General features: G+C 75.0%; 21 protein-coding genes. 10 read left to right on the top strand and 11 right to left on the bottom strand.

Going from position 1 to position 19,768, the window contains the following annotated elements:
* Window positions 1-17: 17 nt before the first annotated feature.
* Window positions 18-1,466, bottom strand: a complete 1,449-nt coding sequence (locus tag NFX44_RS20875; protein ID WP_262285247.1) for a M20/M25/M40 family metallo-hydrolase — start codon at window positions 1,464-1,466, stop codon at window positions 18-20.
* A gap of 116 nt (window positions 1,467-1,582) precedes the next feature.
* Between NFX44_RS20875 and NFX44_RS20870 the strand changes: the two genes are divergently transcribed.
* Together NFX44_RS20870 and NFX44_RS20865 are read left to right on the top strand one after the other, a co-directional pair.
* Window positions 1,583-3,733: a glycogen debranching N-terminal domain-containing protein gene (locus NFX44_RS20870; RefSeq protein ID WP_262285246.1), complete on the top strand. Its 2,151-nt coding sequence runs from the start codon at window positions 1,583-1,585 to the stop codon at window positions 3,731-3,733.
* A 41-nt stretch (window positions 3,734-3,774) separates the two neighbouring features.
* Complete coding sequence (locus NFX44_RS20865) at window positions 3,775-5,073, top strand: NAD(P)/FAD-dependent oxidoreductase (protein ID WP_262285245.1); 1,299 nt, start codon at window positions 3,775-3,777, stop codon at window positions 5,071-5,073.
* A 16-nt stretch (window positions 5,074-5,089) separates the two neighbouring features.
* Here the strand turns inward: NFX44_RS20865 and NFX44_RS20860 are convergent, their stop codons facing one another.
* From NFX44_RS20860 to NFX44_RS20850, 3 genes are all read right to left on the bottom strand, one after another.
* Window positions 5,090-6,214, bottom strand: a complete 1,125-nt coding sequence (locus tag NFX44_RS20860; RefSeq protein WP_262285244.1) for an AI-2E family transporter — start codon at window positions 6,212-6,214, stop codon at window positions 5,090-5,092.
* A gap of 42 nt (window positions 6,215-6,256) precedes the next feature.
* Window positions 6,257-7,048, bottom strand: coding sequence for a spermidine synthase (locus NFX44_RS20855; protein ID WP_262285243.1), 792 nt, complete (start codon window positions 7,046-7,048; stop codon window positions 6,257-6,259).
* Between the two features lie 70 nt (window positions 7,049-7,118).
* On the bottom strand, window positions 7,119-8,090 hold the full coding sequence (locus NFX44_RS20850; RefSeq protein ID WP_262285242.1) for a DUF2267 domain-containing protein: 972 nt from the start codon (window positions 8,088-8,090) through the stop codon (window positions 7,119-7,121).
* Between the two features lie 185 nt (window positions 8,091-8,275).
* Here NFX44_RS20850 and NFX44_RS20845 point away from each other — a divergent pair, with 185 nt between their 5' ends.
* Window positions 8,276-8,590, top strand: coding sequence for a hypothetical protein (locus NFX44_RS20845; RefSeq protein WP_262285241.1), 315 nt, complete (start codon window positions 8,276-8,278; stop codon window positions 8,588-8,590).
* 60 nt (window positions 8,591-8,650) lie between these two features.
* Here the strand turns inward: NFX44_RS20845 and NFX44_RS20840 are convergent, their stop codons facing one another.
* Both NFX44_RS20840 and NFX44_RS20835 read right to left on the bottom strand, forming a co-directional pair.
* On the bottom strand, window positions 8,651-8,998 hold the full coding sequence (locus NFX44_RS20840) for an STAS domain-containing protein (protein ID WP_262285240.1): 348 nt from the start codon (window positions 8,996-8,998) through the stop codon (window positions 8,651-8,653).
* 46 nt (window positions 8,999-9,044) lie between these two features.
* Window positions 9,045-9,440, bottom strand: coding sequence for an STAS domain-containing protein (locus NFX44_RS20835; RefSeq protein ID WP_262285239.1), 396 nt, complete (start codon window positions 9,438-9,440; stop codon window positions 9,045-9,047).
* Window positions 9,441-9,645: 205 nt separating this feature from the next.
* Here NFX44_RS20835 and NFX44_RS20830 point away from each other — a divergent pair, with 205 nt between their 5' ends.
* The 5 genes from NFX44_RS20830 to NFX44_RS20810 all read left to right on the top strand — a co-directional run bounded on the left by NFX44_RS20830 (window position 9,646) and on the right by NFX44_RS20810 (window position 13,999).
* A complete protein-coding gene (locus NFX44_RS20830; protein WP_262285238.1) occupies window positions 9,646-11,394 on the top strand; it encodes a PP2C family protein-serine/threonine phosphatase in 1,749 nt (582 codons plus the stop codon).
* Window positions 11,391-12,440: a B12-binding domain-containing protein gene (locus NFX44_RS20825; protein ID WP_262285237.1), complete on the top strand. Its 1,050-nt coding sequence runs from the start codon at window positions 11,391-11,393 to the stop codon at window positions 12,438-12,440. The genes NFX44_RS20830 and NFX44_RS20825 overlap by 4 nt, the downstream gene beginning before the upstream one ends.
* Before the next feature lie 86 nt (window positions 12,441-12,526).
* On the top strand, window positions 12,527-12,874 hold the full coding sequence (locus tag NFX44_RS20820; RefSeq protein WP_262285236.1) for an STAS domain-containing protein: 348 nt from the start codon (window positions 12,527-12,529) through the stop codon (window positions 12,872-12,874).
* Between the two features lie 73 nt (window positions 12,875-12,947).
* A complete protein-coding gene (locus NFX44_RS20815; protein WP_262285235.1) occupies window positions 12,948-13,394 on the top strand; it encodes a response regulator in 447 nt (148 codons plus the stop codon).
* 119 nt (window positions 13,395-13,513) lie between these two features.
* The gene (locus NFX44_RS20810; protein ID WP_262285234.1) at window positions 13,514-13,999 is read left to right on the top strand and encodes an ATPase; all 486 of its coding nucleotides are present in this window, start codon (window positions 13,514-13,516) and stop codon (window positions 13,997-13,999) included.
* A gap of 7 nt (window positions 14,000-14,006) precedes the next feature.
* Here NFX44_RS20810 and NFX44_RS20805 read toward each other — a convergent pair whose 3' ends face one another.
* Window positions 14,007-14,849, bottom strand: coding sequence for a hypothetical protein (locus tag NFX44_RS20805; protein WP_262285233.1), 843 nt, complete (start codon window positions 14,847-14,849; stop codon window positions 14,007-14,009).
* Between the two features lie 331 nt (window positions 14,850-15,180).
* On the opposite strand from NFX44_RS20805, the gene NFX44_RS20800 reads away from it, so the two are divergent.
* Entirely contained in the window at window positions 15,181-16,131 is a 951-nt protein-coding gene (locus NFX44_RS20800) for an endonuclease/exonuclease/phosphatase family protein (RefSeq protein WP_262285232.1), read from the top strand.
* 4 nt (window positions 16,132-16,135) lie between these two features.
* Here the strand turns inward: NFX44_RS20800 and NFX44_RS20795 are convergent, their stop codons facing one another.
* Both NFX44_RS20795 and NFX44_RS20790 read right to left on the bottom strand, forming a co-directional pair.
* Entirely contained in the window at window positions 16,136-16,564 is a 429-nt protein-coding gene (locus NFX44_RS20795; protein ID WP_262285231.1) for an OsmC family protein, read from the bottom strand.
* Between the two features lie 75 nt (window positions 16,565-16,639).
* Window positions 16,640-17,584, bottom strand: coding sequence for a serine/threonine-protein kinase (locus tag NFX44_RS20790; protein WP_262285230.1), 945 nt, complete (start codon window positions 17,582-17,584; stop codon window positions 16,640-16,642).
* Window positions 17,585-17,735: 151 nt separating this feature from the next.
* Here NFX44_RS20790 and NFX44_RS20785 point away from each other — a divergent pair, with 151 nt between their 5' ends.
* Complete coding sequence (locus NFX44_RS20785; protein ID WP_262285229.1) at window positions 17,736-17,960, top strand: hypothetical protein; 225 nt, start codon at window positions 17,736-17,738, stop codon at window positions 17,958-17,960.
* 6 nt (window positions 17,961-17,966) lie between these two features.
* On the opposite strand, the gene NFX44_RS20780 is transcribed toward NFX44_RS20785, so the two are convergent.
* Both NFX44_RS20780 and NFX44_RS20775 read right to left on the bottom strand, forming a co-directional pair.
* Window positions 17,967-18,764 (bottom strand): alpha/beta fold hydrolase, encoded by a 798-nt coding sequence (locus NFX44_RS20780; protein ID WP_262285228.1) that lies wholly within the window; start codon window positions 18,762-18,764, stop codon window positions 17,967-17,969.
* On the bottom strand, window positions 18,761-19,714 hold the full coding sequence (locus NFX44_RS20775; protein ID WP_262285227.1) for an SDR family oxidoreductase: 954 nt from the start codon (window positions 19,712-19,714) through the stop codon (window positions 18,761-18,763). Before NFX44_RS20775 ends, NFX44_RS20780 begins: the two co-directional genes overlap by 4 nt.
* Window positions 19,715-19,768 lie beyond the last annotated feature (54 nt).

Genomic DNA, 19,768 nt, shown 5'->3' with positions numbered 1-19,768 from the left:
CTCGTCGCCTCGCCGGGTCAGCTGCCCGGCCTGGGGAACGCCACCGGGCTGCGGTGCCCCGCCCGGTCCACCGCCCGGACGCCGAAGAACACGTTGTCCTTGGACAGGTCGATGGTCACCTCGGTGACGTCGCCTACCGGCAGCACCTTCTGCCACGCGGGGGCGGTGGTCTCCCGCCACACCACCTCGTAGCCGGCGAGGTCCGGTTCGGTGCCGCGCTGCCACCGCAGGGTGGTGTCGTTGGTCAGGTTGGTGGTGACGACGGTGACCCCTTTCGGGGTGCCCGGCGCCTGCGCGAGGGACCACAGCGTCGCCGCGTTCACCCGGGCCACCCGGGTGATGTAGTCGAAGTCGCAGAACTCCGGCAGGTCGCCGTACTGGACGCCGTCGATCACCCGGACGTCCTGGTGCTGGTGGGCGAAGTCCTCGTTGGGTTCGGTGAACCGGCCGGCCGGCCAGCCCTCGCGCAGGAACGAGATGTGGTCGCTGCCGCGCAGGTAGCGGTCCCGCCGGTAGATCACCCGGACCCGCATCCCGGTCGCGCCGTTGTCGGCCACGTCCGACACGAACCGGGCGAGCTGCCGGGACGGGGAGTCGTTCTCGCCGCCGACGGACTGGCGCACACTCGCCTCGGCCGGGGTCTCGGCGGTCGGCACGCCCTCGGCGAAGAGCCGGACGGTCCGCGGGTCGCGGGTGCCGTCGTCGGCGGTGCTGCTCCCGACGATGTCGTTGCTGAACATGGCCTGGACGTCCACCCCGGCGGCCTTGAGCTGCCCGGCCAGGTACGCCGAGCCGTACAGCCCCTGCTCCTCGGCGGCCACCGCGGCGAGGACGATGGTGGCCTCGGTGCGCCGGGTGGCCAGCACCCGGGCCAGTTCCATCACGACCGCCACGCCGGAGGCGTCGTCGTCGGCGCCCGGGGCGTCGCTGACCGCGTCCATCACGTCGGTCGCGCGCGAGTCGTAGTGGCCGGTGATCACGTAGACGCGACCCGGTGCGGTGTCGCCGCGCAGGGTGGCCACCACGTTGGTGATGGTGGTGGGAGTCGGGATGCGGGAGGCGGGCTGCTGGACGTACGACTGGAGTGCGACGGTCATCCGGCCGCCGGAGGCGCCGGCGTACCCGGTGAGCTGGGTGTGGATCCAGTCCCGGGCGGCGCCGATCCCGCGTACCGGATCGTCCTGGGCGGAGAGCGTGTGCCGGGTGCCGAACGCGGCGAGCCGGCGGACGGTGGCCTCGATGCGGTCCCGGTCGATCTCGCGCAGCAGCGCGGTCAGGTCGCGGCCCGGCGGCTGGGGCCGGACGGGGTGCCCGGGGCCGGGCGGCGTGTGGGTGCCGCCGGCGGTGGCCGGCGTGGCGGTCAGGGGCACGGCGACGGTGGCGGCCGTGGCCGCGGCGGAGGCGGTGAGGAAGGTGCGCCGGGTGGACCTTGTGGGCCGGCCCCCGGCGGTCTCGTTGGTTCCCATCAGGGCATCCTCGCCCGCGATCGTGACAGTTGTCCATATAGGCAATGATTGATGACCGGAATTCACCCGGAACGGGTGAGGCGGGACTCGCCCGCCCTCCTCCTACGGTGGGCGGCATGGCTGTCGCGCGTCCGACCCCCGCCAACCCGAACCCCGGCCTGGCGGTCACCACCGGACCCGGCGACCAGCGAGCCGTCCCGCCCGAACTGGGGCCCGAGTCGCTCGCGGTGCTCAGCGGGCCTACCTTCATGTACTCCGACCCCGCCGGAGACGTGCCCCCGGGCAGCATCGGCGGGCTGGTCCACCTGGACACCCGGTTGGTCAGTGGCTGGGTGCTGACCATCGACGGGCACCGGTTTCCGGTGCTGCGCTCGGAGACCATCGACCACTACTCCGCCCAGTTCATGCTCACCAATCCCGAGCTGCCCGGGTTGCCGCCGGACAGCCTGACCGCCCGCCGGCTGCGCTACGTCGGCGACGGGTTCCACGAGCGCATCGAATTCGTGTCGTTCTGCACCGAACCGGTCCGGTTCGAGGTCCGGCTGGCCGTCGCCGCGGACTTCGCCGACCTGTTCGAGGTCAAATCCGGGGTGCGGGACCGCTCCGCCGACATCGTCCGCCGGCACGGCGCCGACGGCTCCACGCTCTTCTTCCGGTACGACCGGGACGGCTTCACGGCCGCCACCGAGCTGCGCTCCAGCCGGCCGCCGGACCGGATCGACGGCGACGATCTGGTCTGGCAGGTCGAACTGGACCCCCGTGAGGGCTGGCAGGTGGACCTGGAGGTGCCGCTGCCGCCGGGACTGGGCGTCGTGGAGCCCGTGCGCGGTGACATCGCGGAGGTGCTGCACCGGCGGGCCGATGACCCGCTGCGTCGCTGGATGGAAACCCGCGCGATGCTGGACAGCGACAACCCGGTGCTGGAACGGATCACCCGCCGGTCCCGTCACGACCTGGCCGCGCTCCGGCTCGACCTGGAGGTCAAGGGCCAGCGGGTCATGCTGCCCGGCGCCGGGCTGCCATGGTTCCTGACCGTGTTCGGCCGGGACACCCTGATCACCGCCTACCAGACGCTGGTGGCCGGGCCGGGCCTGGCCCAGGGCGCGCTGCTGGCACTCGCCCGGCTCCAGGGCACCCGGTGCGACGACTTCACCGACGAGGAGCCCGGCCGCATCCTCCACGAGGTGCGCAGCGGCGAACTGACCCGCACCGGAGCCAAGCCGTACACCCCGTACTACGGGACGGCGGACGCCACCCAGCTCTGGTTAATCCTGCTGTCCGAGTACTGGCGGTGGAGCCGGGACGACGACCTCGTCCGCCGCCTGCGCGAGCACGCGCTCGCCGCGCTGCACTGGATCGACACCTACGGCGACCGGGACGGCGACGGCTACGTCGAGTACGCCACCCGCTCGCCGGAAGGGCTGGGCAACCAGTGCTGGCGGGACTCCCCGGACGGGGTCTGCTTCTCCGACGGCCGGATCCCGGTGCTGCCGATCGCCACCTGCGAGATCCAGGGCTACACCTACGACGCGAAGCTGCGCCTGGCCGAGTTGGCGGACGGCCCGCTGGCCGACGCGTCGCTGGCCGCCCGGCTGCGCGCCGACGCCGCCCGGCTCTACGAGCGGTTCAACCGGGACTTCTGGCTCGACGAGCGGGGCGGCTTCTACGCGGTCGGCCTCGACGGCGACAAGACCCCGATCGACTCGAAGACCTCCAACATGGGCCACCTGCTGTGGAGCGGCATCGTCCCGCCCGAGCGCGCCGGCGCGGTGGTGCGCCAGCTCATGCACGAGGACATGTTCTCCGGCTGGGGCATCCGCACCCTGTCCCGCGAGGACCGGCCGTACAACGCCCTCGGCTACCACCTCGGCACGGTGTGGCCGCACGACAACTCGATCGCGGCGCTCGGGCTGGTCCGCTACGGCTACCGGGCCGAGGCCAACCGGGTCGCCCTGGCCCTGCTCGACGTGGCCGAGCAGTTCGGCTACCGGCTGCCGGAGGCGCTCAGTGGGTACTCGCGGCACCGGACCATGTTCGCCGTGCCGTACCCGACCGCGTGCAGCCCGCAGGCCTGGGCGGCCGGCGCCCCGCTGGCCCTGGTCCGGGCCATGCTCGACCTCAACCCGGTCGACGGGCGGTTGCAGCTCGACCCGGACGTGCCGCCCGAGCTGGGCCGGATCACCGCCGAGCGGGTCCGCGCCTTCGGCCGCTGCTGGGACCTCGAGGCGGTCGGCCGGACGGGATACGTCCGGATCGCCCCCTCCTGACGCCACGTTTGTCGGGGTCCTCGACGGGAACGGCAGCAGGCATGACGAAACCTCGTGTGGTGATCGTGGGGGCCGGGTTCGCCGGATACCACGCGGCGAAGACGTTGAGCCGGCTGGCCGGCAAGCGGGCTGAGATCGTCGTGCTGAACACGACCGACTACTTCCTCTACCTGCCGCTGCTGCCCGAGGTCGCCGCCGGCGTGGTCGAGCCCACCCGGATCGCCGTGCCGCTCGCCGGCACCCTCGACGGCGTCCGCGTGGTGATCGGCGAGGCGGACCGGGTCGACCTGCAGAACCGCTGGGTCGGCTACCGCTCCGTCGAGGGGGACCACGGCCAGCTCGCGTACGACCGGCTGGTGCTCTGCGTGGGCAGCGTGAACAAGCTGCTGCCGATCCCCGGGGTGACCGAGTACGCGCACGGCTTCCGGGGCCTGCCCGAGGCGCTCTACCTGCACGACCACGTGGTCCGCCAGATCGAGCTGGCCGAGCTGGCCGAGGACCCGGCGGAGCAGCGGTCCCGGACCACCTTCGTGGTGGTCGGCGCGGGCTACACCGGCACCGAGGTCGCCGCGCACGGCCAGCTCTTCACCGACCGGCTGATGGCCCAGCGACCCCACCTCAAGGTGCGGCCCCGCTGGATGCTGCTGGACGTCGCCCCGCGCGTGCTGCCCGAGCTGGACCAGCGCCTGTCCGTCACGGCCGACCGGGTGCTGCGCCGGCGCGGCGTCGATGTGCGCATGGGCACCTCGGTCTCCGAGGCCACCCCGGACGGGGTGCTGCTCACCGACGGCGAGTACGTCCCGACGTGCAGCCTGGTCTGGTGCGTGGGGGTGCGCCCCGACCCGTTCGTGGCCGAACTGGGGCTGCGTACCGAGCGGGGCCGCCTCGTGGTGGACGAGTACCTGAACGTCCCCGGCTACCCGGAGGTGTTCGCCTGCGGCGACGCGGCGGCCGTGCCCGATCCGACCCGCCCCGGGCAGATCTGCGCCATGACCGCCCAGCACGCGCAGCGGCAGGGCAAGCTCGCGGCCCACAACATCGCCGCCTCCTACGGGAAGGGCACCCGGAAGACGTACAAGCACCGCGACCTGGGCTGGGTGGTCGACCTGGGCGGCAAGGAGGCGGCGGCCAACCCGCTGCACGTGCCACTGGGCGGCCTGCCGGCCAAGGCGGTCACCCGCGGCTACCACCTCTACGCCATGCCGAGCAACCGGGCGCGGGTCGGCGCGGACTGGTTGCTCGACGCCACCCTGACCCGGCCGGCCGTGCAGCTCGGCCTGGTCCCGGCGAACGCGGTGCCGTTGGAGAGCGAGTCGCCCGAGATGGTGCGGCGCCGCTGACTCCGGTCCGCGCGGCTCAACCGCCGGCCGGCGGCGGCTTCCCGTCCCCGGGAGCCCGACCGCCGGCCGCGGCGTCCGGCCCCCCGGGCGCCGGGACGGGCAGGGCCTGCCGGCCGGTCCGCGCGAACTCGCGCAGCAGCACCTGCCCGATGCCGGCCATCGGGATGGCCAGCAGGGCACCCACCAGGCCGGCCAGCTCGGCGGCGAGCAGCACGCTCACCAGCACGGTCAACGGGTTCAGGCGGACCGCGCGGGCCATGATGACCGGTTGCAGCAGGTGGTTCTCGACCTGCTGGTAGATCACGAAGAAGACCAGCACCACCACGCCGGCCGTGGGGGAGTGCAGGAACCCGGCCCCCGCCGCGACGATCGCCCCGATGGTGGCCCCGACCAGCGGCACCAGGTCGGCCAGTGCGACCACCAGGGCGATCACCCCGGCGAACGGCACCCCGACGAGGAAGAGCACCGCGAAGGTCAGGCCGCCGCAGATGACGCTGATGAGCAGGTTGCCGCTGAGGTAGCCGGTGATGATCCGGGAGGAGTCCCGGCCGATGCGCCGCAGCCGTTCCGCCGCGCCGTCGCCGATCAGCTGGAGCGTGCCCCCGATGATCTTCGGGGCTTCCAGCACCATCAGGTATGCCAGCACCACCACGGTGAGCACCGCGGCGACGATCTCCAGCACGCCCCGGAGCACCCCGACCGCCGGCTGGCCGAGCCGGGAGCCGTAGCGCTCGATCTGGTCGGCGTGGGTGTCGGCGTACCGGAGCAGGTGGAACCGGTTGAGGACCTCGCCGACCGGTCCCCGCCCGGCGCGCGCCTCGCGGAGCAGCCCCGGCGCCCGGTCGGCGAACCGGCCCAGCTCGTCGGCCAGCGGCAGCACGATCATCGCGCCGAGCGCGGCCAGCAGCACGAAGGTGGCCAGGAAGACCAGCAGGGTGGCCAGCGCCCGGCGCCGGACCAGCCGCCGTTCCACCCGGTCGACCAGGGGGTTCAGGGCCACCGCGAAGAACGCCGCGACGAGGCCCCAGACCAGCACCCGCCGGGTCGCCCAGACCAGCGCCAGCACGATCAGCGTGGCGAGCACCAGACCGATCACGATCAGCGCCCGGCGGGCGGTGGACCGGTCGTCGGCTCTGCTCATCCGGCGCGGCTACCCGCACCGGATGCGTGGAAACCCCGCCGGTCAGCGCTCGGTTAGCGTCGCGTCGGTGGCCGGCCGGGTGCCGGCGACGAACGCGTCGAGCGTCGCGCCGTGCAGTACGCCCCCGGGCACCGGGTCACCGGCGGCGCGGGCCACGAGCCGGCGTACCGGCAGCCGGTCGGGACGGGTGGACGCGGCGAGGACCAGGTTGCCGTACCGCCGGCCACGCAGCATCCGCCGGTCGGCCACCAGTAGGACGTCGGCGAAGACCGCCCGCAGGGTGGCCACCTGGGTCCGGGTGTGCACGAGCGGCGGCAGGTCGGTGACGTTGACCAGGAGGACGCCGTCCGGGCGGAGCACCCGGGCCACCTCGGCGGCGAACTCCACGCTGGCCACGTGCCGGGGCATCCGGGCCGCCCGGTAGACGTCGGCAAGCACCACGTCGTAAGCCCCGGCCGGCGAAGCGGTGACCGCGTCCCGGGCGTCGCCGATCTCGACGACCACCTCGGGCGGCACCGGGGGCAGCTCGCGGCGGACCAGCTCGACCACCGCCGGGTCCCGCTCGATCACCCGCTGGGGTGAGCCGGGCCGGGCGGCGGCCAGCCAGCGGGGCAGGGTGAGCGCCCCGCCGCCCAGGTGCAGGACGGCCAACGGCCGACCCGGCGGGGCGGCCAGGTCGACCACGGCGGCCATCCGCCGTACGTACTCGAAGTGCAGGTGGCGAGGGTCCGCCAGGTCGACGTACGACTGTTCGACCCCCGCGGCGAGCAGCGTCCGGCCGGTCGGGCGGGCCGGGTCCACGACGATCTCCAGGGCGTCGGCGTCGCTGTCCACGGCCGGCAACGGTACCCGGCGCAGCCCGGGCCGGCGGGCGTGGCGCCCGCCGGCCCGGACCGGCCGCGGCTCAGCCGGCGGCCATCCCGGCGCCGGCCTCGTCGATCGCGTCGTCGACCCGCCGGGCCAGGTCCACGTCCGCCGCCGTCACCCCGTCGACCTGCTGGCTGCGCACGGTGAGCACGGCGTTGTCCGGGTCGGGACGGCCGATCTGCGGGCCGCGCCCGGTCTCGCCCCGGAGCTGGTCGAGCCGGTCGAGCACCCGGTCCAGGTTGCCGTTCGGGAGCTCGATGGTGCGCACCAGCGACTGGCGGTCGCTGGACCAGTACGGCAACCGGCCCAGCGCGGCGCGCAGTTCCTGCTCGTCCAGCGGGGCGGTGGCGGACGTCGGACCCACCAGGCCGCCGCCGGGCTCCGGCGGCTCGAGCAGATCCCGCAACCCGTCCGGTACGCGCAGCGACTCGACCAGTTCGCCGTCCGCGTCGGCCAGCGCCGCGAGGGTCGCCTCGGCCTGGTACCGCGCCTGCTCCGGGGTGAGGCGGCTGCGCCGGCCCACCTCGGCCAGGAAGCCGGGCAGATCCCGCCGCCGCTCGATGCCGTCCACCGGCACCACGTCGTGCAGCTTCACCGGCACCGCCTCGAGCAGCCGCTCCCGCTCGGCCTCGTCGAGCGCCCAGGCCAGCGCCAGCACGGTCGCCTCGGCCGCCACCTTGGCGGTGACGAAGTCCACCCCGGCCCGCCGGCTCACGTCGTCGACGAGATCCCGGTAGCCCAGCGTGGTCACCCGGGCCGGCCGCTCGTCGGGCAGCGGGCGCGGGCGCTCCGCCACGGCCGCGGGCGGCGGGGCGGGACCGCCGCGCGTCGTGTCCGGCTTGCGCCGGCCGGCCGGCGGCGGGCCGGACCGCTCGCGTCGGTCCAGCGAGGTGATCTGCTTGGACGCGCTCAGGCTGGCGCCGGTCTGGCTGGGAAGCCGACCGCGTTCCCGGGCGTCCCGGGCCAGAGCCCGGCGGCGCTGGTTGTCGCCCTCCATCTGCTTGCGCATCGTCGCACCTCGTTCCTGGTCGGTTGCGCTTGCGCCGGTGGCCTTCCCGGCGCTGCCGGGAAGGAAACGGCCGCCGGCGGACCGGCCGGCTTCACTCCCCGCGGGTGAGGGCCGGTCACCCCGGGGGGCCGCACGATCGTGGTGGACCGGAAGAACTTCCGACGCACGCGGAAGGGCAGGTCGTCATGAAACGGATCGTGGAGATCGTCCCCGCCCGGCCCGGCTGGTACGCGAGGTGGCAGCTCGACCGGGAGGCCACCCGCAGCTACCCGGTGACCCTCTGGGCGTTGCTGGAGGAGAACGACGGCAGCGGACGCGAGGTCGTCGGCGTCGACTGTGTGGGGCAGTGGCCGGGAGCCGACGACAACGAGGTGGGTGGGGAGTTCGTCCGTTACCTGTTCCAGACGCCCGATTCGGGCACGCCGGAGGACGCGGCGTCGCCCACGGTGGGGGAACTGCGCGAGTCCGGCCCGCGCCTGCAGGCCGTCCCCGCCGCCTGAGCCACCCTCCCCGGCCCCCGGCCCCTGGTCCCAGGGTCGGGGGCCACCCCCCGTTCGCCGTCAGCCGACGTCGCGGGTCGCCGCCGTCTCCCCGGGGGGCGGGACGGCCAGCAGCTCGTCCAGCCCGGTGCGGTCGAGCAGCTGCCGCACCTGGGGGCTCACGGCGTCCAGCCGTACCGGGCCGGCGCCGGCCCGGTGGATGACCACCAGGGCGCTCAGGCCGGAGGAGTCGCAGAGCGCCACGCCGGAGAAGTCGAGGAGCAGCTCCCGGCAGCCGTCGCGGCGCAGCTCGGCGGCGGCGGCGACGAGTTCCGGCGCGCTGTCGAAATCCAGCTCGCCGGTCAGCCGAAGCCGGGCACGTCCGGCGTCGAGCCGGTCCACCTGGATGGTCAACAGCTGCGGGCGCATGCCGCCATGTTTCCAGCCCGAGCCGGACCCGCAAAGCCCAGGGTGCTCAGACACGGGCGGACGGGCTGGTCGTGGGCCGGGTGGGCGGCCGGTCGGGCTGCGGCCGGGACAGCAGGCCGGTGACCCCGGTCATGTCGAGGATGATGGCCAGGAAGCGGGGCGTCTCCCGGAGCTGGATGGCCGTGCCGCCCCGCTGGCCGTCCCGCCAGGCGTGGACGATCAGCGACAGGCCGGTGCTGTCGATGAAGAGCAGGTCGCGGAAGTCCAGCACGAGCGTCCGGGGGGTCTGGGCCAGCAGCCGGTCGACCTCGGCGCGCAGCGGGGCGGCCGTGGTGAAGGCGAGGTCCCCGCCGATCCGGATGGCCGGCGCGGTGGGGTCGGAACGGTCCACGGAGATGCGCAGCGGCGTCGCCTCGGGGGTTCTCCGTCGGGGTGCCACCATCACGCCTTTCGCGGCTGCCGGTCGGGCCGGGTCGCCCGGATCGTAACAACCCCCCGACCGCCCCGCCGGACGGCGCGTCCGCAGGCCGGGGCACGAGCGTGGGGTGGCGGTACCGGCGCACCGGCGTAGGGTGGGCGAAGGAAGATTTGACCATACGCGCCGTTTCGCCGGGACCGCGGGTATCGACAGGAGTGGGGCTCAGCTGTTGACTGCTGCCGACGTCAGGGGCGCTGACCCGGGCGACGGACGGATCTCCACGCCGGGTGCCCGACGGGCTCGGGGGCGGTCGCCCGCCGCGCCGGCCCTGCCGCCCCTGGCCCCGGACCGCGGCGCGGCCACCCCGGCCTGGTCGGAGGTGGTGGAGCACTTCCGCGAGGGTCTGATCGTCTGCGACGCCGACGGCGTGGTGCGGCACCTCAGCCCGGTCGCCGAGCGGCTGGTCCCCGAGCTGGTGCCCGGGGAGGTGCTCGCCGCGGCCGGCGTGCCCGCCCTGCGCGGCGACGACTCGGGCGAGTTCACCCATCACGGCCGGCGACTGCGCCTGCGCCGGGTCGGGCTCTCCGCCGGCCGCCGCTGCTGGTATGTCGAGGACGTCACCGAGAGCGTCAGCCGGGCCGACGCGCTGCTCGCCGAGCGGGCCCGCTCGGCGTTCCTCGCGGTGGTCGGCGAGAAGCTCGGCAACCCCCTGCACCCCGACCGTGCCGCGGCGGCGGTGGTCCGGCTGGCCGTGCCGACCGTGGCCGACGTCGCCGTGCTGGTGCTGACCCCGCGCGCCGGCCGGGCCCGCTGGTGGCGGGCCGTGTGCGCGGACGACGAGGCGCCCGCCGTGGACAGCGGGGTGCTCGCCACCGCGGCGCTGCCGTCGGCGATCGGGGAGGGGCTCGGCGGTGTCGAGCCGCACGCTCTGGACTGGCTGGTGGATCAGGCCGTCGAGGCGGGCTGGCTGCCCGGTCTCGACGCGGCCGGCGCCACCGCGCGGGTGGTGCCGTTGCCCGGCCGGGAGGCCCCGGCCGGGGTGCTGCTGGTCGCCCGCCGGGCCGACCGCTGGTACGACGACGCCGACCTCGACCTGGTCCGCGCGTTCGCGGCCCGGGCCGGCGCCGCGCTCACCACCGCGCTGCTCTACCGCGACCAGGCCGAGGTCGCCGACACCCTCCAGGCCAGCCTCCTGCCCGTCGAGCCGGCGGCGGCCCCCGGCGTGCAGTGGGGGACCGCCTACCGGCCGGCGCAGGCCGGGCTGCGGATCGGCGGGGACTTCTACGGCTCGCACCGGCTCGTCGACGGCGGCTCGGTCTTCTTCCTCGGCGACGTCTCCGGCAAGGGCGTCGAGGCGGCCGTGTTCACCGGCCAGCTCCGCCAGTGCCTGCAGGCGCTGCACCGGGTCGAGTCGCAGCCGGGCCGGCTGCTGAAGCTGCTCAACGACGCGTTGCTGGAGACCACCCAGGCGAACGGGCAGGGCCGGTTCGCCACCGTGGTGCTGGGCGTGGTGCGCCCGCAGCGCGACGGCGGCCTCACCCTGACCTTGGCCGGCGGCGGCCACCTTCCGCCCCTGGTGCTGCGGGCCTCCGGTGAGGTCGAGGCGGTGCCGCTGAGCGGGATGCTGATCGGTGTGGTGCCGGATCCCCGGATCGGTGAGGTGACCGTGCGCCTGGAGCCGGGCGAGACCTGCCTGCTCTACAGCGACGGGGTCACCGAGGCGCGCGGCGGCCGGCGGGGTGACGAGCAGTTCGGCGCCGAGCGGCTGGTGCAAACCGTGACCGGCTGTCACCGGATGCCCGCCCCTGCGCTGGCCGAGCGCGTCGAGCAGGTGACCTGCGACTGGCTCGGCCACGGCGACCACGACGACATCGCCGTGCTCGCGTTGCGGGCGACCGGCCCGGTCCGTCCCGGCCGCCACCTGCACGCCGTGCCCGGCCCGACCGACGCCGAGCGAACAAGGGAGACCGACGCGTGACCGCGACGACCACCGAGGCCGACCCCGCACAGGCCTTTTCCGGCTACCTGGAATGCCTGGCGGACGCCGACGAGCACGCCGCGGTCGAGGTGGCCCTCGGGCTGCTGGAGTCCGGCGTGCCGGCCGAGCGGGTGCTGCTGGACCTGGTCGCCCCGGCGCAGGCCGAGGTGGGGGAGCGGTGGGCGCGCGACGAGTGGAGCGTGGCCCAGGAGCACGCCGCCACCCACATCAGCGAGCGGGTGGTGGCGGCCGTCGCCGCGTACGCGAATCCGCGCCCGACCCGCGGCCGGATCGTGGTCGCCTGCATGGACGGCGAGTGGCACGCCCTGCCGGCCCGGCTGGTCGCCGAGGTGCTGCGGCTGCGCGGCTGGCAGATCACCTTCCTCGGGGCCAGCGTGCCCGCCGCGCACCTGGTGTCCTACCTGCACCGCTACGACGCGCACGCGGTGGCCCTCGCTTGCGCGCTGCCGATGCGGCTGCCGCACGCCCACCGCATGATCGAGGCGTGCCGCCGCTCGGACGTGCCGGTGGTCGTCGGCGGGCGCGGCTTCGGCGGCGACGGGCGCTGGGCCCGGGTGCTCGGCGTGTCGTGGGCGCCGGACGCGCCGACCGCGGCGGACCTGGTCGCCGACGAGCGGGCGCTGCGGGCGGTGCCGCCGGCCCGGCTCGACCACCTCGCCGACGACGAGTACGCCAGCCTGGCCAAGCGGCGCGGTGAGCTGATCGACAGCGCGCTGGCCGACCTGCGGGACCGGGTGCCCGGTGTGCGCGACTACAGCCCGGCGCAGCTCGACTCGACCGTCAGCGACCTGGGCTACATCGTCGACTTCCTCGCCGCCGCCCTCTACGTCGACGACGAGACCCTCTTCACCGAGTTCGTCGAGTGGCTGGTGGCGATCCTGGTCAGCCGCCGGGTTCCGGCGGGTGCGGTCGGGCTGACCCTCGACCACTATGGACAGCGGCTGCGCGACTTTCCCCGGGCCGGCCGGTTCCTCGACCGGGCCCGCGCGCTGGTCGGCGGGCTGTCCGCCGCGTCGGAGCGCTGACCGTCGGTCGCGGGCGCACCGGGGAGACCCGCGTATACTTGCCGCACTGCAAGGGTCGGCCTGCGGTGGGAGCGAGAGGGGCCACGGTGACGTTCACCGTCACGCACGGCCAGCAGGAGGGCGTTCCGGCCTGCCTGCGGCTCGCGGGCGAGCTCGACCTGGGCACCGCGCCGGAGCTCAACGCCGCCATCGACCGGCTGGCCGCCGAGGGGCACCGCGAGATCCTCCTGGACCTCACCGAGCTGACCTTCTGCGATTCCACCGGCATCGCCGCGTTCGTCCGCGGCGACAATCTCGCCGCCGCGGCGGGTGGCTGGTTGCGGATCACCGGCGCGACCGGGCGGGTGGCCCGGGTGCTCCAGGTGACCGGGCTGGCCGAGGTGTTGAGCCACGAGGCGGAGGTGGCCGACCCGGCCACGCCGGCCGCCTCCTGATCGGATAGATTGCCCCGCCAGGCGTCGACCCCGCCGTCGGCGTTCCGCCTCCCGAGACGAAGCAGGTAGTCCCATGGGTCATGGCACCCCGAGCCCCGTTCGCATCCTGGTGGTGGACGATGACCCGGGTGACGTCCTGATGATCGAGGAAGCCCTCGAGGACTCGGACGTCGAGAAGGTCATCGACGTGGTCAACGACGGCCAGGAGGCGATGGAGTTCCTCCGCCGCGAGGGCCGGCACACCGAGGCCAAGCGTCCCGACGTCATCCTGCTCGACCTGAACATGCCGCGCATGGACGGGCGTCAGGTGCTCGGCGAGGTCAAGCGGGACGAGGACCTGCGCACCATCCCGATCGTCGTGCTCACCACCTCCAACGCCGACACCGACATCCTCGGCAGCTACACCCTCCAGGCCAACGCGTACGTGACGAAGCCGATCGACCTGGACGACTTCAACGACGTGGTGCGCCGCATCGACGAGTTCTTCGGCCGGGTGGTCGTGCTCCCCAAGCACCCCTGAGCGCTTCGTCCGGGCGTCCGGATGCTGAACAATTTGCGGGAAGCGCCGCGGCCGCGGCGCCGGCCGCCCAGGATCGTCAGGTGGGGGACGTGACACCAGCTGCCTGGGGGGCGACACAGATGAGGTTCTCCGTGGTCGAGACCGGTTACGACCAGCGGCAGGTGGACTCCTGCCTGGACGAGCTGAAAATCCGGTTGGTCCGGCTCGCCGCCCGCGCGGAAAACGCCGGCGCCGGACGCGAGTGGGATCAGGTCCGGGAGGACGCCACCCACCTCTGCGACTTCCTGCGCCGCCGGACCGCCGTCGTGGACGGCGCGGAGGCCGCCGGGACGGCCGCCGAGCGGGAGGCCGCCGCGCTGCTGGACGAGGCCCGCAGCGAGCTGGAGGCCGCCCGGGAGGAGGCCCGCCGGGTACGCGAACAGGCGTACGCCGACGCGGTCCGGGCGCGCCGGGACTTCGAGGCGGCGCTGCTGGCGCGCCGCCGGCGGGAGGCCCGCGTCGACGAGATCCTCGCCGGGGCGCGGGGCGACACGGTGCCCCCGGACACGCCGACCGCCGCCGCGGGCGTGCCGAGCGGCGGCGCCACCGAGCGCAGCGCCGCCTGAGCACCGCTCAGACGAGCGCCGCCACCACGGTGGTGGCCCGATCCTCGTGCTGCGCGTACGCGTCGGGGAAGGCGGAGACCTGCACGGCCTGGGCCGCCGCGGTGAGGCTCATCTCGGTCCAGCCGGGCACCTCCTCCAGCGCGGTGAAGAAGGCGCGGGCCGCGTACGCCGGGCGCATGATCTCGGCGACGGTGCCCCAGCCGCTGCTGGGCCGCTGCTGGAACAGGCCGATCGAGTCGTGGTCGGAGCCGCTGCCCTGGTGCGGGTAGTCGAACGACTCGGGCAGCACGTCGCTGGCCAGGTTGTAGAGGTTGCTCTCCTGCATGGCGGTGGCCACGGCCACCACGAGCGCCCGGCGCGGCATCTTCATGGCCAGGCCGGCGTCGACGATCGCCTTGGCGTTGTCCATCTGCTGCTGGTCCAGCCCGGCCACGGGCCGGGGGTGCTTGGGCCGGACCGGCTTCTTCGGCGTCTTCTTCTTCGTGGGCGTCGGGCTCGGGGTGGCGGCCGGTATCGGGGTGACCGGCACGGCGACCGGCGGCGCGGCGCGCTCGAAGTCCCGGGACGCCCGCTGCTCGGCGGCCGCGGCAGCCCGGTCGCTGAGCGCCTGCTGGACCGGCTCGTGCCGCTGCCCGGGCTCGCGCGCGCCGACGACGCCGATCAGACCGAGGCAGCACGTGACGCCGGTGGCGACGGCGACCCGGGCGGGGGTGGAGCGGACCGGTCCGCGCCGGGCCGGCTCCGGGGCCCGGTGCCGCCCGATCCTCCGTTCGGCTGATGCCGGGTCGATCGTACGGCGAACGGGTCGTGTCTCGGTCGACTGCTGCGTATCGGGGTGGTCGGGATGCACCCGCCGAGGCTAGAAAGCTTCCCGGCGCTTGCCATCGGGGTGATTGGTGGCATGCGCCACACTTTGCCATGATCGGCCCGCACATTACGCTCGGTGGACCACGAATTCGATCATCCGCGTCTTTCGCATTTTCCGTTCATGTCGGAAACCACCGGACAGACTACGCGCATGATCCTCTTTTCCGCAGTTCCGCCCGCCCTCCTCCGTTCGGGGGAGGGATATGCCCCTCACCTGGGCGTACGCGCCTGGGCCGGAAAGCCCAGGGCGCCGGTGACCGCGGGTGTCCGGATCGCCCCCACCGGAGGTCCCGCCGCTCGATACGATGCGGACGGTGACGGAGCAGATGGTCGATGAGCGGGCCGCCGGCGAACCCGCCGGCCGCCAGGGCCGGCGGGGGCTGGTCGTCGCCCTGTGCGCCGTCCTGCTCGCCCTGCTGATCGTCGGCCACCGGGCGGTGCCCAACGTGCACGGCCTGGGCAGCCTGGTGGACAGCGCGACCCCGCTGCTCGGGCTCGGCGTACCCCTGCTCGCCCTCGCGGCGCTGCTGCGCCGGTCCCGCCGGGCCCTGCTCGTGGTCCTGCTGCCCGCGGTGGTGTGGCTGGCGTTCTACGGCGGCGCCTGGCTGCCGCCGGCAGCCGGCGCGGGCGCCGCCTCGCTGCGGGTGGCCAGCCAGAACCTGCGCTCCGGCAACCCCGACCCGGCCGCCACGGTCGACGCCCTCGCCGACGCCGCCCCGGACCTCATCGGGCTCCAGGAGGTCGACGACGGGGAACGGGTCGCCGGGGCTCTGGGCGGGCGCTACCCGCACCGGGCCGCGGTCTCCACGGTCGCGCTGTGGAGCCGCTGGCCGATCCGCGAGGCGCACGGCGTGGACACCGGCCTCGGATGGGACCGCGCGCTCCGGGCCGTGGTCGCCACCCCGAAGGGCGACCTGGCGGTCTACGTGGTGCATCTCGGCTCGGCCCGGGCCGGGCACACCGCCACCCGCGACGAGACCCTCGCCGCGCTCGCCGCGACCGTCCGGGCCGACGACGCGCCGCGACTGGTGGTGCTCGGCGACCTGAACACCGCCACCACCGACCGGGTCTTCGGACCCCTCACCCGCCTGCTCGGTGACGCCCAGGCCGAGGCCGGGCAGGGCTTCGGCTTCACCTGGCCGGCGGACCTCCCGGTGACCCGCCCGGACCACGTCCTCTACCGGGGGCTCACCCCCACCGCGGCCGGGGTGCTGCACACCCCGGACAGCGACCACCGCGCGGTGACCGCCGGTTTCCGCTGGTGAGCGATCAGTGCCGGCCGTTCTCCGCCGGGGTGACGGTCAGCCGGTGCCGGCTGTTGTCGCCGCTGGAGAAGGGCCAGAGCCGGTCGGCGTGCGCGACCAGGTCGGCCAGCTGCTCCCGGGTGAGACCGGCCGAGGAGATCTCGGCGTGCACATCGGCCCGGTAGCGGCCGTCGTCGTCGCGCCCCAGCTTCGCCGCCGCGGTCACCTCGACGGTGTGCGCCTCGTCGGTGATCTCACCGGCCGCCTCCACCGCCGCGTGGTGCAGGCAGGAGGCGAACGCGGCCGCCAGGAGCTGCTCGGGCGTCAGGCCGGTGCAGTGCGGCGCCAACGGCGACGCCAGGGCGGAGGAGAGACCGCCGTCGTCGGTGCGTACGTGACCGCCCGCGGCGGTCGCCGTGGCCGTCTCGGCCAGCCAGGAACTCGGATCCGGCATCGCGTTCCTCCCGTCACTCACCCGCCCGGCTACCCGGCCCCGGGCCGGCGAAACCGTGCCTGAGCAGGCAGGCCGTCAGCGGGCCGGGCCGGTCGGCTGCGCGTCGACGGCGAACGCCTCGGTCGCCTCGGCCGCCGCCTGGTCGGTCCACGCCGACACCTCGCCGCGCTGGCGGGGCGCCGGGGCGACCATCGGCACGTAGACCCGGGCGTCCACCACCTCGGCGAGCAGCAGCGCCGCCATCAGGCTGGTCGGCCGGGCGGTCGGGTCCTCGGCGAGGCAGCGGCGGCACAGGTCGGCCGCCTCGGCCGGCAACCCGTCGATGTCGGGCAGCGGCTCCGGCGCCCGACGCCGGCCCGAGCCCAGCAGCTGGGTGGTGCTGTCCGCCGTGTACGGCAGCCGGCCGGTGAGGCAGTAGTAGAGGAGCACGCCCAGGGCGTACATGTCCGCGGCCGGGGTGGCGGGCTGCCGGTCGAGCTGCTCCGGCGCCAGGTACGCCGGCGTGCCGACCACGATCCCGTCCGGGGTGTGGTCGGGTGCGCCGGCCGGGCTGGCGATCCCGAAGTCGAGCACCTTCACACCGGCCGGGGTGAGGATCACGTTCGCCGGCTTCACGTCCCGGTGCACGATGCCGTGCGTGTGCGCGGCGGCCAGCGCGGCGCTCACCTCGGCGCAGACCCGCACGGCGATCCGCCAGTCGAGCCGGCCGCGGCGGAGGTGGGCGGCGAGCGTCTCACCCTCGGCCAGCTCCATCACGATGTAGGGCACCGCACGGCCGTCCGGCAGGGCGGCCGTGCCGAAGTCGTGCACGCTGGCCACGTTCGGGTGCACGAGCCGGGCCGCCGAGCGGGCCTCACGCCGGATCCGGTCCACCGAGGTGGACTCCCCGTCCAGCCCCGGCGAGATCAGCTTCACCGCGACCGTCCGGTCGAGCACGAGGTCGTGCGCCCGCCACACCTCGGACATCCCGCCGATGCCGATCCGCCGTTCGAGCTCGTACCGCTCGCCCAGCGTCCTCATCGACCACTCCTCGCACTCGTCGGTCCCCTCCGGCTTCGCTACCCGGCCCCGGAGCAGGGCAAACCGCCGGGGATTCCGGCCACCGGGCGGCCCCGGCGCGGGGTAGCTTCGCGAGCAGGGGACTGTGTCGACGGCGAGACGGAGGGTGACCGTGGCTCTGGTGCGCGTGCGGTTCGTCGGTGGGCCCGCCGACGACCTGGTCCGGGACCTGCCCGCCGACCCGGACGGGGCGCCGCCGCCGCGGTGGATCCTGCGCCACCCCGACCGGCCGCCCGGTGGCGAGGCCGACCACCTCTACGAGCGCGACCACCACGCCGGGGGAGGCGACTGGACGATGCGGTACGTGCGCACCGACCCGTTCGGCGCCACCGAGTGAGCCCGGTCAGGCCGCCCGCGCGCCGGTGGTGTCGAGGATGACCGAGGCGACCAGGTCCGGGTCGTCGTGCATCGGCACGTGCCCGCAGCCGGCCAGCTCCAGGTGCCGGGCAGCCGGCAGCCGGGTCCGCGCCAGCGCGGCCTGCCGGTAGGGCAGGATCCGGTCCCGGGTGCCCCAGGCGACCGTCACCGGAACGGCCGGCGTGCCGGCGAAGGCGTAGCCCCGGCCGGCGCGGGCCACCGCGCGGAACGCCCGCGCCTCGCGCAGCGCCCGCGCGTCGGCGAGCGCCTCGGCCAGCGCCATCCGGTTAGGCCGGGCCAGGATCATGCCCAGCGCGAGGGTGCGCAGCGCCGGGTTGGCGAACAGCGACCGCAGCACCGGCTCCGGCAGCCGGGCCGCGTTGCGGTGCAGGCTGAGCACGGTGAGCGCCCACCGCAGCTCACGCGGGGTGCAGAAGCCCGCGGGGGAGAGGGCCGTGGCGGAGGAGACCGCCCCGGCGGCGGCGAGCTCCAGGGCGATGGCGCCGCCGAGACTGTTGCCCGCCACGTGCGGGCGGTCCAGCCCGAGCGCGGCGAACAGCTCGGCGATCGCGGCCACCAGGCCGGGCATGTCGGCGGGCAGGCCGGCCGCGGGCACCGGCGAGCGGCCGAACCCGGGCAGGTCGACGGCGATCACGTCGTGCGCCTCGGCGAGCCGGTCCAGCACCGGCGACCAGGCAGCCCAGTGGTGGCCGATGCCGTGCAGCAGCACCAGTGGCGCTCCGGCCCCGCGCCGCTCGAAGACCACCTCCACGGGAGCGCTCAACGCCGCGTCCCCTCCGCTCGCGACCGCGGGGCTCGCGAAATCGGCTCACTCCCCGCGCTGGCCGCCACCTCCGGGGTGCTCGCGCCGAAGCCCCGCCCCAACGCCCGGGACTGCTCCTCGATGAGCGGGACGGTCTCCTTCGCGGTCCGCCCGACCAGCTTGTCGGCGAGAGGGCTGACCAGTAGCGACCGGACCGCCTGCACGCCGGCGACGGCACGCGGCACGTAGACCCGGCGGCTGCGGCGCTCGATCGCCCGGACGAAGGCCGCCGCGCACTCCTGCACGGTGGTGGTGCGCCGCATCGGCCAGGGCAGCTTCGCCAGCGCCGTCTCGAACGCCGGCAGGTCGGCCCGCGCCTCCCGGACCAGGTCGGTGTCCACCCAGGACGGGTGCGCCGTGCCAACGGCCACCCCGCGGTGCGCCAGCTCCAGCCGGATGGCCGTGCCGAAGTGCTCGACGCCGGCCTTGGAGGCGCAGTAGGCGGCCATCCCGGGCAGCGCGGCGAACGCGGCGGCGGAGGAGACGATCAGCAGGTAGCCGCGGCGGGCGGTGAGCGCCGGCACGGTCGCCGCGGCGGTGCGCATCACCCCGATCAGGTTCACCTCGACCGTGCGGACCAGCGCCTCGACGTCGCCGACGGCGATGGTGCCCCGGTTGGCGACCCCGGCGTTCGCCACCACGGCGTCGATGCCGCCCAGCTCCGTGACCGTGCCGTCGACCGCGGCGGCCAGCTCGGCCTGGTCGGTGACGTCGGCGGGGAACCACACGTGGCCGGGACCCAGCTCGGTGGCGAGCGCGGCGAGGCGGTCGGGTTCCAGGCCGACCAGGGCCAGCCGCGCGCCCCGGGCGGCGGCGAGCCGGGCGGTGTGCTCGCCGATGCCCCGGGCCGCCCCGGTCACCAGCACCACCTTGCCGGCCAGCCGGCCGGCGGGACGACCGTCGATGGACATGCCGGCAAGTTACCACCGGGTAGCGTGCTGGGGAAGGGCCGTCCGGTGAGCGTC

Origin of the sequence: Micromonospora sp. MA102 (assembly GCF_025460765.1) — a bacterium.
GTDB lineage: Bacteria > Actinomycetota > Actinomycetes > Mycobacteriales > Micromonosporaceae > Micromonospora > Micromonospora halotolerans.
Note: the sequence above shows the minus strand (reverse complement) of the source record. Positions and strands in the feature narration are given on the sequence as shown.